Origin of the sequence: Microbacterium commune, from assembly GCF_014836945.1 — a bacterium.
GTDB lineage: Bacteria > Actinomycetota > Actinomycetes > Actinomycetales > Microbacteriaceae > Microbacterium > Microbacterium commune.
Map to the genome: position 1 here is coordinate 348,857 of NZ_JACSPX010000001.1, position 15,976 is coordinate 364,832.

The following is a 15,976-nucleotide window of genomic DNA, read 5'->3' on the forward strand; positions in this document are numbered from 1 at the left end:
GCGTCGCCCCGGGTACGCGGCAGGCCGCCGGGCGCGTCGGCTCAGGCGAGTCGGGCGTGCACGACATCGCCCGACGCCACCGCCCGCTCGACGCCGGCGGCGTCGACCACGAGGCACCCGTCGTCCTGCAGACGCACGGCGCGACCGCGCAGCGTCTCGCCGTGGGGCATCGTCACCTCGACGTCGCGGCCGAGGCTGAGGCAGCGTCTCTCCGCCTCGTCGTGGAGTCCGGATGCCCGTGCCCCGTCGCGGGCCAGCCCGGCGACCAGGCCGCGCAGGGCTTCCAGGTAGCCGGAGAGCAGCAGGTCGATGTCGGCAGCCGCGCCGAGCGCCGCGAACGACGTGGCGGTCGGCACCGGCAGCTCGGCGGTCGTCATCACGGTGTTCACCCCACTGCCCACGATCACACCGTCCGGGGTGACCTCGGCGAGGATGCCGCAGATCTTGCGCCCGTCGACGAGGACATCATTGGGCCACTTGAAGCCGACATCGTGTGCCGGCAGCTGGGCTGCCACGGCATCCGTCATCGCAACGCCCGCGGCCAGCGCGAGCCAGCCCCACGCGTCGGCGTCGGCGGGCAGATCGCGCAGTAGCACCGAGACGGCGAGCGCGGAGCCCGGCGGCGTCGTCCACGTGCGATCCAGACGTCCCCGACCCGCGGTCTGCGCGTCGGTCACCAGGGCGGCGAGATGGCCGAGTCGCTCGCGGGTGAGGCGCTCGCGCATCTCGACGTTGGTGGAGCCGCACGAGTCGAGCACGATGAGCGGGTCGGCGAGCGCTCGCGTGCGCGGAAGCTGCATCAGTCGTCGTCCTCGTCGGCGCCGTCGCCGCCGTCCGCGTCGGATGCCGTCCCACCGGCATCCCTGGCATGCCACTCGTCCCACGTACGCATGAGGTGCTCGATCGCGCCGTGGAACTTCGCGGTCGCGGCTCCCGGCGCGGTGTCACCGAAGTAGTGCTGCACCCAGGTGCGCAGACGGGCGACGGCCTCGTCGTCAGCGGCGACGCGCTCGACCTCCTCGACGATGCGCGCGGCGCCGTCGACGGTGAGCCATTCGCACGCCGACAGGTACCCCGTGGTGTCGATGGAGGCACGCTCGTCGGCCGGGCGCGTAATCAGCAGCGGCTTGCCCGCGGCGAGCCGGTCGTAGACCATGGCGGAGATGTCGACGACGGCGACGTCTGCCGCGGCCAGCTGCCAGCCGAGCTCGGGACCGTCGTCGTACACGTGCTGGGCGCGCGGGTCGGCGGTGTTGGCCTGGTCGATCGCGGCGAGGATGCGGCGGTGCGCCGCGCCGTAGTCGTGGTCCACGACGCCGCTGCGCGGATGCGGACGGTAGATCACCCGATGCCGGCCCGTGGCGAGCAGCCCGGCGACCAGGGTCTCGCCGTGCGACGCGATCGAGCCGTAGTGCGCCGAGGGACGATCCCCCTCCCACGTCGGCGCGTACAGCACGACCATGCGCTCGTCGGGGGTGTACGGCAGGGTTCCGGAGTAGTGGTCGGCCTGCGGCCGACCGATCTCGATCGTGCGCGTGTCGAGGTCGTAGTCCCACAGGGTGCGGCTGAGCCGGTCGCGGGCGGCCTGACCCGCGATCAGGGCGTAGTCGTACGCCTTGTACTGATTGGTGGTCATGTACATCTTGTCGGACTCGCCGTGGTTGATGAACACGTGCCAGCGTCGGCCGTAGCGGAACATCTGGAAGTTGCGGGTGTTCTGGTTCACGTACAGCACGATGCGGATGTCCTGCTCGGCGATGAACCGCTCGAGGTCGCGCACCGTGGGCAGGAAGGCGACCGGAAGCGCGTCCTCCTCGATCAGCCGCTCGGCTCCGGTGGCACTGCGCGAGAGCACGACGACGGGCCAGCGCTTCGCGAGCTCGGCGAGGGGGCGGTACCACTGGCGCATCTGATACATGTTGACCGCGCCGTCGGCGAAGTACACCGCGATGCGGTAGCGACCGGCCGGGTGCGGGCCCTGGGCGGCGAGACGCCGTCGCACACGCTGCACGGCCGAGCGCGAGGTCAGTGCCTTCTGCAGCAGTCGATACGCCTTCTTGCCGTCTGAGACCACACCCATCCGTCCAGGATACCGGGCGGTCGCGAGCGCCCTCAGGCGGAGGGATGCGGGCTGCCGCCCGTTCCGGATGCGGGAGCCGACCTGCGAATCGTCCGCGCCGGCGGGACGAACGCGCATGACATGATCGACACGTGCAGGATGACGACAGGATCACCTCCGCCGGCGTCTCGTTCGTGATGCCGGTTCTGAACGAGCGCGACTACCTCGAGCACGCGGTGCGCTCGGTTCTCGAGCAGGACATCGACGGTCCCGCCGAGCTCGTGCTGGCGCTCGGACCGTCCAGCGACGGCACGACGGAGCTGGCCAGGCGCCTCGCCGATGACGACCCAAGGATCATCCTGGTCGACAACCCCGCCGCGCACATCCCCGTGGGTCTGAACGCCGCCATCCGGGCCAGTCGGCATCCCACGATCATCCGCGTCGACGCGCATTCCGAGCTCTCCCCCGGGTACGCACGCCGAGCGCTCGAGACACTCCGGCGCACCGGGGCGGCGAACGTCGGGGGGATCATGCGCGCCGACGGCCGCACCCCGTTCCAGAGCGCCGTGGCGCGGCTGTACAACTCCCCCGTGGGTCTGGGCGGCGGTGCGTACCACGGCAGCGAGCACGAGGGCGAGGCCGAGTCGGCGTACCTCGGGGTGATGCGCCGTGACGTGATCGAGCAGGTGGGCCTGTTCGACGAGACCATCCGCCGTGGTGAGGACTGGGAGCTGAACCTCCGGATCCGGCAGGCCGGCCATCTCGTGTGGTTCGATCCGGCCCTGTCGGTCACGTACTGGCCGCGCGAGAGCTGGTCGCGTCTGGCCCGGCAGTTCCGCGCCACGGGCGCGTGGCGCGGCGAGCTGGTGCGCCGCTTCGGGCGGCGCAACGGACTGCGCTTCTTCGCTCCCCCGGTCCTGGTGCTCGTCAGCGCGACGGCGCTGCTCGTCGGCATCCTGCAGCTGATCGGAGTGCTGCGCGGCGTCGCCACCGTCATCGCATCGGTGATCTACCTGCCGCTGCTCGCCTACGCCCTGCTGGTCATCGGCGTCGGTCTGATGAGCCCGGGGGGCGTGCGCCGACGACTGTGGACGATGGCCGTGCTGCCGACCATGCACCTCTCGTGGGGTCTGGGGTTCATCGGCGGCGCCCTGCGCGGTGCGCGCGACACGGTCGACGCGTCGCGGCTCGGGTCGCGCAACACCCCGCTGCCGTAGCGGCCGGCTAGACCGTGAGCCAGCCCTGGTCGAGGATGCGCGACACGACGCGATCCGCGGCCTGGCCGTCGTCGCGACGGTTGAACTGCGCGCGCCACGCGGTGTAGCGCTCGCGGTAGGCCTCGGGCACCTCCGGCTCGTCGAGCGCCTGCACGAGCTCGTCCTGACTGTGCACGAGCGGTCCAGGGGCACGCTCGGCGAGATCGAAGTAGAACCCGCGCAGCTCGCCGCGGTAGTGCTGCAGATCGGGCACGAGGAAGAACATCGGCCGGCCGGTGACGCTGAAATCGAACATCACCGACGAGTAGTCGGTGACGAGCACATCGGCGATGAGCAGCAGCCGAGCCGTCTCCGGGTACCCGGTGACGTCGATGACCCTCGCGCCGGCGTGGTCGCGCCCCGGCCGGATGGTTCGCGAGTGACCGCGCACCAGCACGACCGAGTCGGTCTGCTCGGCCAGCAGCTGCGGGTCGACGAAGTCGACCATCTCGGAGCGGTCGTCGCGCCAGGTGGGGGCGTACAGGATGACCCGCTCGTCGGCGCCGATGCCCAGTGCCTCGCGCACCGGCGCCGGGTCTCCGTTCACGAGCACGTCGTTGCGGGGGTACCCCTCGACCCAGATCGGCTTGCCGAAGAACGCGTACGCCTTCTTCAGGATGCGCGCGGCATACGGGTTCTGCGCCAGCAGCACGTCCCAGCGGCGGGACTCCTTGAAGACCGCCGCCATCCGGCGCGGGTCGAACCCGCGCCGGTGCAGCGCGAGGCGCTTGAGGGGCGTGCCGTGCCACGTCTGCAGCACGATCTGCCCGGGCTTGCGCACGAATCTCCGTCGCAGCCAGTCGTTGACCACGAGGATGCGGGACTCCGCGCGGGCGCGCCACCACTCCGGTCCGCCTTCGACGACGGGGATCGCGCCCTCCGGCACCTCCACCGACAGGTCGGTGACGCTCCAGTACCTGATCACCGCCGGCGCACGCTCGGCGAGCACCCGGTCGATGGCCCGCGGATTGCACCCGGCGGTCTGTCCGTAGAAGCTCTCGAAGAAGACCGCGTTCTCCCCCGCCCCGATCTGCGACGCATACCGCTGCTCGAGCGTGCGCTGCCCCTCCGGGGTCTCGTAGATGGGGGCGACGGGCGCCGCGATCACGGCATCCGCGCCGCGCACCTCGATGCGCAGCCCCGGCAGCAGGGTGGGCTCGATCTCGACCCCGTCGAGATCGACGCCGTCCACCGTCAGCCGGTACGCGCCGGCGGGCAGCGGGAGCGCCGCCCCTCCCCAGCGCGACGCCTGCAGCGGCAGGGTCGCCTTCCACGTCTTCCCGCCCCCGGTGAGCCGGCCGGCGACGCGGGCACGCGGCCCCACCAGGGCGGCGGATGCCGGTCGAGCGCCGGCGCCTGAGACGATCAGCGTCTGGTTCTGCTCATCGATGCGAGCCGTGGTCATCGTGCTCCCTTCGGCGCGGGGATGCCGCGCGCGCGGATGGCCTGGTACACGCGGCGGGCGTTCTGCCCGTCGCGATGCGCGTGCATGTGCGCGCTGAGCTCAGCCGAGCGCGCGGAGCGCTCAGCCCTGACCGCGTCGTCCGAGAGCACGGCGTCGAGCTGAGCGAGAGCCGCCGGCCAGTCGGTCGCGTGATCGTCGCCCGCGACGTCGGAATACCGCCCGTAGAAGCCGCGCTCGCGGGCGTACTGCTCGGCATCCGGCGCGAGGTACACGACCGGCGTCGCCAGCAGGCCCACGTCGTAGGCCATCGACGAATAGTCGGTGATGAGCACATCTACGCGCGGCAGCGCCGGTGTGACATCGGCCAGCAGGTCGGAGTTCAGCATCCGCACCCGCCCGCTCGACCACGGCGGCGCGTACGCGCCCGCGCCCAGCGGATGCGACCGGATGAACAGAATGGCATCGTGCGTCTCGAGCAGTCGGACGATCTCGACCCACTGCGCGGCGGTCGGCACCGCCGGGTCGGGAGCGCCGTCGCGCCAGGTGGGGGCGTACAGCAGCACCCGCTGCCCCGTGAGCACCGGACCGGTGCGGGTGAGCAGGGTCGTCGCCGTCGCGCGTCGCTGGGCGGCGGAGCCGAGGGAGAGCACGTCGACGCGCGGTTCGCCGGTCACGACGACCCGGTCATCGCCGAGACCGAACGCCGACTCCAATCGGCCACGCGAGCGGTGGGATGCGGCCGGCAGCACCTGGATGCGCTGCGCCGCACCGCGGTACATCGCCGTCAGCAGGCGCCGCAGCAGGGCTGCACCGGGAATCCCCGGCGGCACCTGGGCGGTGATCGGAGAGTCCAGCCCGATGCGCTTGAGCGGGATGCCGTGCCACAGCTGCACGACGAAGGCACCGCTGCTGCCGTACCTGTTCACGTCGCCGAGCCCGTGCGTGACGACGACCACGCCGGCGCGGATCGTCGCCCACCAGCCGCGGATGCCGTCGCGGGGGACGGTGCGGATGCCCAGGGCTCTGGCGTCTTCGGCATCCCGCGGCGAGCGCGCGAGCCACAGCACCGGGTGCCCGGCCTCTGCCGCCACGCGGTACAGCGCGAGGGCACCGTCGCCGACGCCGGCTCCGCAGCCGAACACCCACGTGTCGCCGCGCGGGATCAGCAGCGCCGCGATGCGCCCTGCGGCATACAGCGGCATCCGGAGCAGCTTCGCCGCGTTGCCGGAGCCGAATGAGAAGGACGCCACCTCGCGAGCCTATCGCGGGGTGGCGTCCTTCTCGGGGAGTCGGCTGGCAGAGCTCAGAGCTTGAGCTCGCCCAGCGTCACCTTCGCCTCGTAGGTCTTTCCGGAGCGGACGTAGCTCAGCGTCGCGTCACTGCCGGCGGCTGCCGCGCGCACCTGGGCGGTGAGGTCGCTGGCGCCGGTGATCGGCACGCCGTTGAACTGGGTGACGACGTCGCCGCGCTGCAGACCGGCCTCGTCCGCCGCGCCGCCGGGGGTCGGGGTGTCGATCACGGCTCCCGCGACGGACGCGCCCTGCACGCTCGACGCGTCGCGCACCGTGGCGCCGAGCAGCCCGTGGGTGGCCGCGCCGTCGGCGATGATCTCGTCGGCGACGCGCTGCGCGATGTTCGAGGGGATCGCGAAGCCGAGACCGATGGATCCGGCCTCGCTCGACGCCGACGATCCGCCCGCGGTCGCGATCGCGACGTTGATGCCGATCAGGCTTCCCTTGCTGTCGACGAGTGCGCCACCGGAGTTGCCGGGGTTGATGGCCGCGTCGGTCTGGATGACGGCGATCGAGATGGACTGCTTCGCCTGCTGCTGGCCCATGCCGGGGATGTCGAACTGGAACGGGTTTCCGCTGCCGCCCTCCTCGCCCTCGCTGTCGGGCTGCGCCGAGCTGTCGGGAAGCGCCGACGAGGCGACCTCGATGCTGCGGTTCAGGGCACTGACGATTCCCGTGGTGACCGAGTTCGACAGCCCGAGCGGTGCACCCACCGCGACGGCGGTGTCGCCGACGTTGAGCTTGCTCGAATCGGCCATCTCGATCGGCGTGAGATCCTCCGCCCCCTCCAGCTTGATGACGGCGAGGTCGTAGACGGGGTCGGTGCCGACGACGCTCGCCTGGAAGATACGACCGTCGGAGGTGGTGACGCGGATGGCCGGGTCGGCCACGGCACCGCCGAGGGTGACGACGTGCGTGTTGGTCAGCACGTGGCCCTCCTTGTCGAGGATGACCCCCGACCCGCTGCCGGACTCGCTGGAGCCGGCGACCTCGATCGTGACCACCGAGGGCAGCACCTCGCTGGCGATGGCCGTGGTCTCGTTGACCGACCCGGGGTTGTTGACGGTGACGCTCTGCGGGCCCGTCGCCGACTGCGAGGCGGGCCGGTCGAACACCGCCGTGCCGATGGCGCTGCCGCCGAACCCGGCGACGCCGCCCACGAGGGCTGCGGCGAGGATGAGTCCGGCGACCTTCACCGGTCCCCCGCTCTTGCGCTGCTCGGTGCTGTGGGCGCCGCCCTGTGCGGCGGATCCGGCCGGGTCCGCGACGAGGGTCGGGTCGAGGCTGAGCGTGGGCTGCTCGGACGGCGCGGGTGCCCCTGTGGCGTACGGCGGCCGGGACATCCCGTGCTGCGAAGCGCCGTACGGGATGCCGCTCGGCGGGGTGCTTGTCGACTGCGGCTGGGCGGCGGCCCCGAAGGTCGCGCCGGGCTGGGGCGGTGTGCCGTACGGCGAGCCCTGCTGCGGCGACGCGGGGGCCTGCCAACGCTCCTGCTCGGAGCCGAAGCGCGAAGGCACATGCTGCCCGGGCGTCGACGACGGCGGGGTGGGAGCCGAGGCCTCGGGGTTCGAGGGCTGGTCGGGGGTGCTGTTGTCGTTCATCTTCTGCTCCTTCTCAATGCCCTATCAGAGTGACAACCGAGTCTGTGCGTTTCGTATGCCGCCGATGACATTCGCCTATGGTCTTAGCCTGTTCTGCATGGATGTCTTACCAGGAGCGTGGCGCCGCACCGCCGCCGGAGCCGGTCTGCTCTCCCCGGACGGCAGGGTCGCCCCCACCATCTTCGCGGAGATGTCGGCCGCCGCGGCGCGAACCGAGTCGGTGAATCTCGGCCAGGGCTTCCCCGACGAAGACGGTCCGGCCGCGGTGCTGGAGGCGGCGCGGGATGCCATCGCGCAGGGCGCGAACCAGTATCCGCCCGGCCGCGGCATCCCGGATCTGCTCGCCGCGATCAGCGAGCATCAGCGCCGCTTCTACGGACTCGATGTCGATCCCGACACCGAGATCCTGGTGACGGCCGGCGCGACCGAGGCGCTGACCGCCACTCTGCTCGCGCTCATCGACGGCCCCGACGACGAGGTCGTCGTCTTCGAGCCGTACTACGACTCGTACGCGGCCGCGGTCGCGCTGGCGGGTGCCCGGCTGCGCACTGTTCCGCTGCGCAGGCCCGACTTCCAACCCGATCTCGATGAACTGGCCGCGGTCGTCGGCGAGCGCACGCGGCTGATCCTCGTCAACGATCCGCACAATCCCACCGGCGCGGTGTTCACTCCCGAGGTGCAGGCGGAGCTCGTGCGTCTGGCCACCCTGCACGACGCGGTGATCGTCACCGACGAGGTGTACGAGCATCTCTCCTTCCATTCGCCCCACGTGCCGATCGCGACTCTGCCCGGCGCTGCCGAGCGCACCCTCACGATCTCATCGGCGGGCAAGACGTTCTCGACGACGGGTTGGAAGATCGGCTGGGTGCACGGACCGGCGGCCCTGATCACGGCGGTCCTCACCGTCAAGCAGTTCCTCACCTACGTCAACGGCTCGGCGTTCCAGCCCGCGATCGCCGTCGGGCTGCGTCTGCCCGACGCGTACTTCCATGACGCGGCCGCAACGATGCAGCACAAGCACCGCCTGCTCGGCGACGCCCTGCGGGCTGCGGGCTTCGACGTGTTCGCCCCGCAGGGCGGGTACTTCACCGTCGCGGATGCCACGGCGCTGGGTGGTGCGGACGCGGCCGCGTTCTGCCGTGCGCTGCCGGAGCGCGTGGGGGTCGCGGCGATCCCGATCAGCGCGTTCGTCACGCCCGAGAATCAGCAGCCGTACGCCGGCCTGGTGCGCTTAGCCGCCTGCAAGCGCGTCGAGGTGCTCGAGGAGGCCGGTCGCCGGCTGTCCGGACTGCGCTGACGCCCCGCCGCCCGCCCCGCCCGGCATTCCGGGGGCCGCGTGCACTGCCTCCGACCGCCGTGGGCCGATGCATTCCGGGGGCCGACACTCCAGATGTCGGACACTTCACGCGGATCGCTCCGACATCTGGAGTGTCGGCCCCCGATTCGTACGCGCGCGGGCGCGGCGGGACGGCGGCGGGGACGGCGGGGGCGGGGCTCAGCGGGGGACGACGCGGTACCGGCGCAGCCGCAGCGACGGATTCGACTCGCGCGTGCGGGCGATCAGATCAAGGTCGAGGGATGCCACGGCCACCCCCTCCCCTGCGCTGACGCCGGCGACCACCACGCCCTGCGGGTCGATCACCTGCGAGTACCCGACGCCGACCGGAGCCGGGTGGTCGGCAGCGATCACGTACGCGGTGTTCTCGATGGCGCGCGCGGTGAGCAGGGTGTTCCAGTGGTGCTCCTTGAGCGGGCCGCGCACCCATTCCGCAGGGACGATCAGGGCATCCGCGCCGGCGTCGACCAGGGTTCTCGCCACCTCGGGGAACCTCAGGTCGTAGCAGGTCATCAGCCCGAACCGCAGGCTGCGCGCCTCGAACACGGCCGCGTCGCCGAGGTCGCCGGGCTCGATCCAGTCCGACTCCCGATGGCCGAACGCGTCGTACAGGTGCTGCTTGCGGTAGACCGCCTGCACACCGGCATCCGACACGGCGACGACGGTGTTGTGCACGCGACCGGCGTCGGCGGTCTCGACCATCCCGGCGACGACGACCAGGTCGTGCTCGGCGGCGAGCGCGCGCAGCGCGGAGACGAACCCGCCGTCGAGGCCCTCCGCGTTCTGCGCGAGGGCGTCGTCCATCTCCGGCGTGAAGTAGTTCGAGTACTCCGGCAGCACGGCGACGTCGGCACCGCGCTGTGCGGCCGCGGCGACGAGCACGGCGATCCGCTCCCGATTGCGCTCCGGCGAGGCATCCGGGGAGAACTGGCACACGGCGACGAGAGGAGCGGCTGCGGTCATGCTGCCATCCTCCCTCACTCCCGCGGTGCGCGCGCTCGGCCCCCGGGAGCCGCGCCCGCGCTCGGCGCGCCTCGATGCGCGGGCGTTCGCACGACCAGGGCACCAGGGCGCACGGTGATCCGGACCCGGGTGACGTGACCGAAGCCGTCGCCGTCGAGTTCGACGAGATGAGGAGCGTCGAACCGCGCTTCGAATCGGCGGCCCCGCAGGTACGCGAGCGAGTGGAGATCGGGCGTCTGCTGCAGCAGTCTGCGGCCGAGCGGGGACCGACGGGCGAGCCCCTGCAGGGTGAGACGGGTGCCGATCCGCGCCCATCCGAAGCGTCCCGCGGGGCGCATCATCACGACGTCCAGCAGCCCGTCGTCGATGATCGCCGCGGGGATCAGGAGCATGTTGCCGGTGAGGGTGCCGCAGTTGCCGACGATCACCGTGTGCGCCCTCGTCGACCTCGTCCGACCTCCGTCGATGCGGTAGTCGAGGTGGAAGAGCCTGTTGGCGATGACCGAGCGGGCGATCGGTGCGACGTACGCGAACCAGCCGAGACGCTTCTTCGCGTTCGCGCTCGTGCTCTCCGCCATCTCGGCATCCAGCCCGATCCCCGCCATCACCATGAAGGCCGTCGTGCGACGAGAGCCGCCCTCGTCGTCGAGCTCCGCCATCCCGACATCCACCGCCCGATCCACGCCCGAGAACGCCGCGCGGACGCAGGCGGCGAGGTCGTTGAGCGGCGCGCCGATGTCACGGGCGAGCAGATTGCCGGTGCCCAGCGGGATCAGCGCGATCGGGATGCCCGTGGCCTGCATCACCTCGGCGACGGCTCGCACCGTCCCGTCCCCGCCCGCGACGAGCACGACCGCAGGTCGGTGTGCGAGAGCGCTCTCGGCGGCAGCCCGCCCGGAGTCGTCGCCGGCGGTCTCGTGCCAGCGCGTGCGTGCCCACCCGTTCGCGGCCTCGTGCTCGGCGACCACGGCGCGCAGTCGCCGAACCGGCACCTTCAGGGGGTGGTAGACGACGGCGGCATGCGGCGCCGGCGAGTGGGCCTCGTTCATGGTCGCCTCGCACTCGGAGGGGGCAGCCGAGATCAGCGCGCGTGACCGCCTTCGTCGGTCCAGTCGTCGATCCGCGCACGGTCGTCGAGCGCATCCGATCGCACACCGGGCGCCGAGCCCGAGACGGGCCTCGGGGTCGCAGCGGGCCGGAAGGACACCGACTCCGCGAGAGCGGCGACCGCAGCGGCCCTGTGCTGCTCGCCGACCGCGGCCTCCTGGAAGCGCACCGACGCCGCCTCCTCTCTGGCGCGGACGTCGGCGCTGATCTCCGAGAGCCGGTCGGCGAGCACCCCGCCGAGACCGTCACGCAACTCTTCCAGGTTCGTGTTCGCGATCTCCAGTCGGCGATCCGAGATCGCCAGCTCGACGGTCGGGTAGCCCGCCTCGGCCAGCGTGTCCCTGGTCCGCCCGCTCAGGATCGCCGCGATCTCGTCCGGTCGGGGTCGGCGTGTGAAGACCGCCTCCACCGTGTAGCGATCCGGGGCCTCATCGGTCATCAGCGCAGCAGGCAGCGAACCCACCAGCACCGATCCCAGGCCCAGCGTCGCGGTGTCTGCACCGCTCGTTCGTGTCTGTGTCTCCATGACCCGACGTTACGCCCCTCAGCTGTACGGCTCACAGGTTCAGCGGAACGTGCGCGCGTCTGCGAGGGGCCCGGCGGATGCCGGTTCGGCGACCGGGTCAGCGGAGGGGTGCTCGACGCAAAGGACGAGGCCCCGAGATCGTGATGATCTCGGGGCCTCTCTTGTTGCGGGGACAGGATTTGAACCTGCGACCTCCGGGTTATGAGCCCGGCGAGCTACCGAACTGCTCCACCCCGCGGCACGTTTTATAGCCTAACACGGGTTCTGAGGGAGGGCGAATCGAGGCGGCCGGCAGACGCGCACGGGCGTGTCGCGCCTGCCGGCACCTCCCTACTCGGCCGCTGTCTGGTCTTCGAGAGCGAGCAGCTTCTCGATGGCGGCGGTGAGCTTCTTGTCCTCGGCGGCGAACCGTTCGAGGTCACCGGACTTCAGCGCGACCTCGCGGGCCTCGAGAGCGGCGCGTGCCTCCTCGAGCGCGGTCAGCGTCTCGCCGGTCGGTGGGGTGCCGCCCTGGTCGGGGTCGGCGGGGGCGTCCGGATCGGCCGGGGTCCCGGGATCGGTGGGCTCCACGTCGTCATCGCCGCCCGATGCGCCGGCGTCGCCGCCGAAGAGCACGTCGAGGGCTTCGGTGAGCGTGTCCTCGAAGGCCACGCGGTCACCGAAGGCGACGAGCACCTTTCGCAGGTTCGGCAGCTTGGTGCCCTCGGAGGACTGCACGAAGACCGGCTGCACGTACAGCAGTCCGCCGCCGACGGGAAGGGTCAGCAGGTTGCCGTACTTCACGTCCGACTTGCCGAGCGTCAGCACGTTCAGCTTGTTGGCGATCTCGGTGTCCGAGTCGAAGGTGTTCTGCACCTGACCCGGGCCCGGCACCGTGGAGTTCGTGTCGATCTCCAGCAGGCGCATCTTGCCGTAGCCCTCGGCCTTCTCGCCCTTCTTGTTCCCGGCATCCGAATCCACGGCGAGGTAGCCCATCAGCACCTCTCGCGTGTCACCCTGCGCGGACGCCGGGATGAAGGTGGAGAACATCGAGAAGCGCGGCTCGTCCTGACCCGGCATCTTCATGGACAGGTAGTACGGCGGCTGCAGACGATCCTTGGCGCGCGGGTCGTCCGGCGTCTGCCAGCGGTTGTCCTCCTGCGCGAACGAGCGGGCGTCGTCGATGTGGTAGACGCCGAGCACGTCGCGCTGCACCTTGAACAGGTCGGTCGGGTAGCGCACGTGGCTCATCAGGTCGGCTGACATCTCGCTGATCGGCTCGACGGTCGCCGGGTAGACCTTCTGCCAGGCCTGGAGGATCGGGTCCTCGTCGTCCCAGGCGTACAGCTTGACCGACCCGTCGTACGCGTCGACGGTGGCCTTGACCGAGTTGCGGATGTAGTTGATGTTGTCGAACGACACCACGGATGCCGGGGTGCGGGAGTCGGCGATGGCGTCTCGGAGACTGACCGTCTTCGAGTACGGGTAGCTCGCGCTCGTGGTGAAGCCGTCGACGATCCAGACGATGCGGCCGTCGACGACGCTCGGGTACGGGTCGTTGTCGAGGGTCAGGTAGGGCGCGACCTTCTCGACGCGCTTCTTCGGGTCGCGGTCGTAGAGGATCTGCGACTCGGAGTTGACCAGGTTGGAGAACAGGATCTGCTCGGACTGGAACTTCATCGCGTAGAGCAGCTTCACGAACGTGTTGCCGATGCGCGGCCCGCCGTCGCCGTCGAACGTCGTCTTGGTGTCGCTGGCTCCGTCTTCACCGCGCGGGTAGTCGATCTCGACGGGGTCGGTGCCCTCCGGGGCCCCCACGATCGAGTACTCCGGCGAGGACTCGCCGAAGTACACGCGCGGCTCGAACTTCTCGGTGTCGGTGAGGAAGCCCGAGGTCGGGATGCCCTGCTCGAGGAAGACGGGCTCGCCGTCGCTGGTGCGCTGGTTGCCGGCGAGCGCGACGAGACCGTAGCCGTGGGTGTACACGGCCGCGCGGTTGTTCCAGCTGTCGCCGCCGCCGAGCTTGGTCAGATCGAGGTCGCGCACCGAGACGACGGTGTCCTGCGACTTGCCGTCGATCTCGTAGCGGTCCACGTCGAGCTCAGGGGCGAACTGGTAGTACGAGCGGTACTGCTGCAGCTGGCGCACCGTCGGGCTGATGATCGCCGGGTCCATGATGCGCACGGATGCCGTGGTGTCGGCGTCCTCGCGCAGCTGACCCGGCTCGGTGTCGGTCGTCGCCGCGAACGGGGTGACCTCCATGTCGGCGACGCCGTACGCCTCCTTCGTGCTCTGGATGCTGCGATCGTAGAACTCGGCCTGATAGGCGTTCTCGTTCGGCTTCACCTGGAACGTGGTGACGACCCACGGATAGCCCATGCCGACCACGAGCGAGGCGACCACGAACAGCGCGGTGGCTGCGAGCGGGAACCGCCAGCGGCCGATCACGGCGGTCACGAGGAACAGCACCGCGACGACCGCGGCGATGATCGACAGGATCGCGAGGCCAGGGATGGTGGCGTTGACTCCGGTGTAGGCGGCACCCGTGATGCGGCCCTCAGGCTGCACGAGGGTGAGGTAGCGGTCGAGCCACAGGCTCACGGCCTGCACGGCGAGGTAGAGGCCGGCGAGCACGGCGAGCTGGATGCGCGCGGGCTTCGAGATGCGCAGCTCGCGCTGCCCGATGCGCACCGAACCGTACAGGTACGACACGAGCGCGGTGATCACCAGGCAGAGCAGCAGCACGGCCGACGCGAAGGCCAGCAGAGCCGAGTAGAACGGCATCGCGAACAGGTAGAAGCCGGTGTCCGCACCGAACTGCGGGTCGAGGGTGTCGGTGGTCACACCGTTCGCCCACAGCCACACCGTCTTCCAGTTGCCCGCGGCGGCGAATCCGGCGAACACGCCGAAGAAGACCGGCATCCCCCACATCGCGAGGCGGCGCAGCGGCTCGATGACCTCCTGATAGCGATCGAGCTGCGAGCTCAGCCGCACGTAGACGGGTCGCAGCCGGTACGCCAGCTGGATGCACAGGAAGATCGGCAGCGCCATGCCGATGAATCCCACGACGAACATCGTGGCGGTGGCGATCCACTGGGTGGTGAGCACCGAGGCGAAGTCGAGCTGGTCGAACCAGAGGAACTCGGTGTAGAGCGAGGAGAACACGAAGAACGCGGCGATGAGGGCGGCGATGATCGCCACCGAGATCGCGAGGATCCGTCGTGATGTGCTGGGCGTGGCCGGCTGCGGCGCTGAGGTCGAGGTCACCGTTCCATCCTAGGCAGGCGACCTATGACGCGGCCCCGGATGGGCGAACGGTTCGCCGCTGGCGGATCAGCCCGTCGCGGTGCAGACCGGAAGCGCTGACGTGTCGCCGCCCGCGGCGACCTTCTCGAGGATGTCGAGCGACTCCTTCAGCGTGCCGGTCCGGTACACCTGCAGGCCGTCCGGAACGTGGCCCACGACCTCGTCGCAGTTCTGCTCCGGAGCGAGGAAGACGGTCGCCCCCGCGTCGCGGGCCCCGTACAGCTTCTGCCGGATGCCGCCGATGGGCCCGACGTCGCCCGCGGCGTCGATGGTGCCGGTGCCGGCGACGTCCGCACCGCCGTTGAGCTCGCCGGGGGTGAGCTCGTCGATGATCCCGAGCGCGAACATCATGCCCGCGCTGGGGCCACCCACGTTGTCGAGCTGCAGCCGCACATCGATGGGGAAGTCGTAGTCGGTGGTGAGGGCGATTCCGATCAGCCACACCTCCTCGCCTGCGGCGTCCGTGGACTTCTCGGGCGTGACCGCAACGGCCTTCTCGTCGCCGTCGCGCTCGATCGTGAGGGTGACCTCGGCACCGTCCGCCTGCTGGATGGCATCCCGCAGCGCGGTGGCCGAGTCGATCTCCTCGCCGCCGATCGCCCGCACCAGATCGTCGGCTCGCAGCAGACCGTCCGCGGGGCTGTCGGCCACGGTCTCGACGACCCGCACCGTCGCGCCGACGTCGTAGCCGAGCTCGGTGAGCGCCGCGGCGGTGGCCTCGTGCTGCGAATCGACCATCAGAGCGGCGTTGCGCTCGTCGCGCTCGTCGGAGCTGACGCCCTGCGGGAAGACCGTGTCGATGGGCACGACGGCGCGGGTCGGGTCGGTCCATGCCATCGCGAGCTCGAACCAGGTGGGGGTTCGCTCGCGGTTGCCGATCACCTGCACGGTCGTGAGATCGAGCGTGCCGCCCGTGGGGTACGTCTCGGCCCCGTCGATCTCGATCAGCGGCACCTCGGCCCCGTCCGCGCTGCGCGCGGTGCCGAGCGTGTCGTACACCGGGCCGGGTCGCTGGATGACGTACGGCGTGGGCACGAAGGTGAGCGCGACCAGGGCGACCAGCGCGACGCTCAGCGCGACGATGCCGGTGACCGTCCCGTTGCTGCGGCGTGATGACACGGAACCTCCGGGGCGTTCGCGAGCGGC

12 protein-coding genes and 1 tRNA gene are annotated in these 15,976 nt (G+C 70.8%); 2 read left to right on the forward strand and 11 right to left on the reverse strand.

Annotated features, from left to right (window positions below):
* Nucleotides 1–41: 41 nt before the first annotated feature.
* Together H9633_RS01690 and H9633_RS01695 are read right to left on the reverse strand one after the other, a co-directional pair.
* Nucleotides 42–800 (reverse strand): biotin--[acetyl-CoA-carboxylase] ligase, encoded by a 759-nt coding sequence (locus H9633_RS01690; protein WP_191711868.1) that lies wholly within the window; start codon nucleotides 798–800, stop codon nucleotides 42–44.
* Nucleotides 800–2,080, reverse strand: coding sequence for a CDP-glycerol glycerophosphotransferase family protein (locus H9633_RS01695; protein ID WP_071643994.1), 1,281 nt, complete (start codon nucleotides 2,078–2,080; stop codon nucleotides 800–802). The genes H9633_RS01690 and H9633_RS01695 overlap by 1 nt, the downstream gene beginning before the upstream one ends.
* Before the next feature lie 176 nt (nucleotides 2,081–2,256).
* On the opposite strand from H9633_RS01695, the gene H9633_RS01700 reads away from it, so the two are divergent.
* Nucleotides 2,257–3,276 carry a glycosyltransferase family 2 protein gene (locus H9633_RS01700; RefSeq protein WP_191712899.1) on the forward strand — a complete coding sequence of 340 codons (1,020 nt, stop codon included), beginning with the start codon at nucleotides 2,257–2,259 and terminating at the stop codon, nucleotides 3,274–3,276.
* 7 nt (nucleotides 3,277–3,283) lie between these two features.
* Here the strand turns inward: H9633_RS01700 and H9633_RS01705 are convergent, their stop codons facing one another.
* The 3 genes from H9633_RS01705 to H9633_RS01715 are packed head-to-tail and all read right to left on the reverse strand — an operon-like array spanning nucleotide 3,284 to nucleotide 7,613.
* Nucleotides 3,284–4,720, reverse strand: coding sequence for a CDP-glycerol glycerophosphotransferase family protein (locus H9633_RS01705; protein WP_191711869.1), 1,437 nt, complete (start codon nucleotides 4,718–4,720; stop codon nucleotides 3,284–3,286).
* A complete protein-coding gene (locus tag H9633_RS01710) occupies nucleotides 4,717–5,970 on the reverse strand; it encodes a CDP-glycerol glycerophosphotransferase family protein (protein WP_191711870.1) in 1,254 nt (417 codons plus the stop codon). Before H9633_RS01710 ends, H9633_RS01705 begins: the two co-directional genes overlap by 4 nt.
* 53 nt (nucleotides 5,971–6,023) lie before the next feature.
* Nucleotides 6,024–7,613 (reverse strand): S1C family serine protease, encoded by a 1,590-nt coding sequence (locus H9633_RS01715; RefSeq protein WP_191711871.1) that lies wholly within the window; start codon nucleotides 7,611–7,613, stop codon nucleotides 6,024–6,026.
* A 97-nt stretch (nucleotides 7,614–7,710) separates the two neighbouring features.
* On the opposite strand from H9633_RS01715, the gene H9633_RS01720 reads away from it, so the two are divergent.
* Nucleotides 7,711–8,910: an aminotransferase class I/II-fold pyridoxal phosphate-dependent enzyme gene (locus tag H9633_RS01720; protein ID WP_191711872.1), complete on the forward strand. Its 1,200-nt coding sequence runs from the start codon at nucleotides 7,711–7,713 to the stop codon at nucleotides 8,908–8,910.
* Between the two features lie 198 nt (nucleotides 8,911–9,108).
* On the opposite strand, the gene H9633_RS01725 is transcribed toward H9633_RS01720, so the two are convergent.
* The 6 genes from H9633_RS01725 to H9633_RS01750 form a co-directional block, all read right to left on the reverse strand.
* Nucleotides 9,109–9,912 (reverse strand): carbon-nitrogen hydrolase family protein, encoded by an 804-nt coding sequence (locus tag H9633_RS01725; RefSeq protein WP_191711873.1) that lies wholly within the window; start codon nucleotides 9,910–9,912, stop codon nucleotides 9,109–9,111.
* A gap of 14 nt (nucleotides 9,913–9,926) precedes the next feature.
* On the reverse strand, nucleotides 9,927–10,961 hold the full coding sequence (locus H9633_RS01730) for a diacylglycerol/lipid kinase family protein (protein ID WP_191711874.1): 1,035 nt from the start codon (nucleotides 10,959–10,961) through the stop codon (nucleotides 9,927–9,929).
* Between the two features lie 32 nt (nucleotides 10,962–10,993).
* Nucleotides 10,994–11,545, reverse strand: a complete 552-nt coding sequence (locus H9633_RS01735; RefSeq protein WP_191711875.1) for a hypothetical protein — start codon at nucleotides 11,543–11,545, stop codon at nucleotides 10,994–10,996.
* A 164-nt stretch (nucleotides 11,546–11,709) separates the two neighbouring features.
* Nucleotides 11,710–11,783, reverse strand: a tRNA-Met gene (locus H9633_RS01740).
* Nucleotides 11,784–11,875: 92 nt separating this feature from the next.
* On the reverse strand, nucleotides 11,876–14,791 hold the full coding sequence (locus H9633_RS01745) for a UPF0182 family membrane protein (RefSeq protein WP_191711876.1): 2,916 nt from the start codon (nucleotides 14,789–14,791) through the stop codon (nucleotides 11,876–11,878).
* 66 nt (nucleotides 14,792–14,857) lie between these two features.
* Entirely contained in the window at nucleotides 14,858–15,949 is a 1,092-nt protein-coding gene (locus H9633_RS01750; protein WP_318247168.1) for a YlbL family protein, read from the reverse strand.
* Nucleotides 15,950–15,976 lie beyond the last annotated feature (27 nt).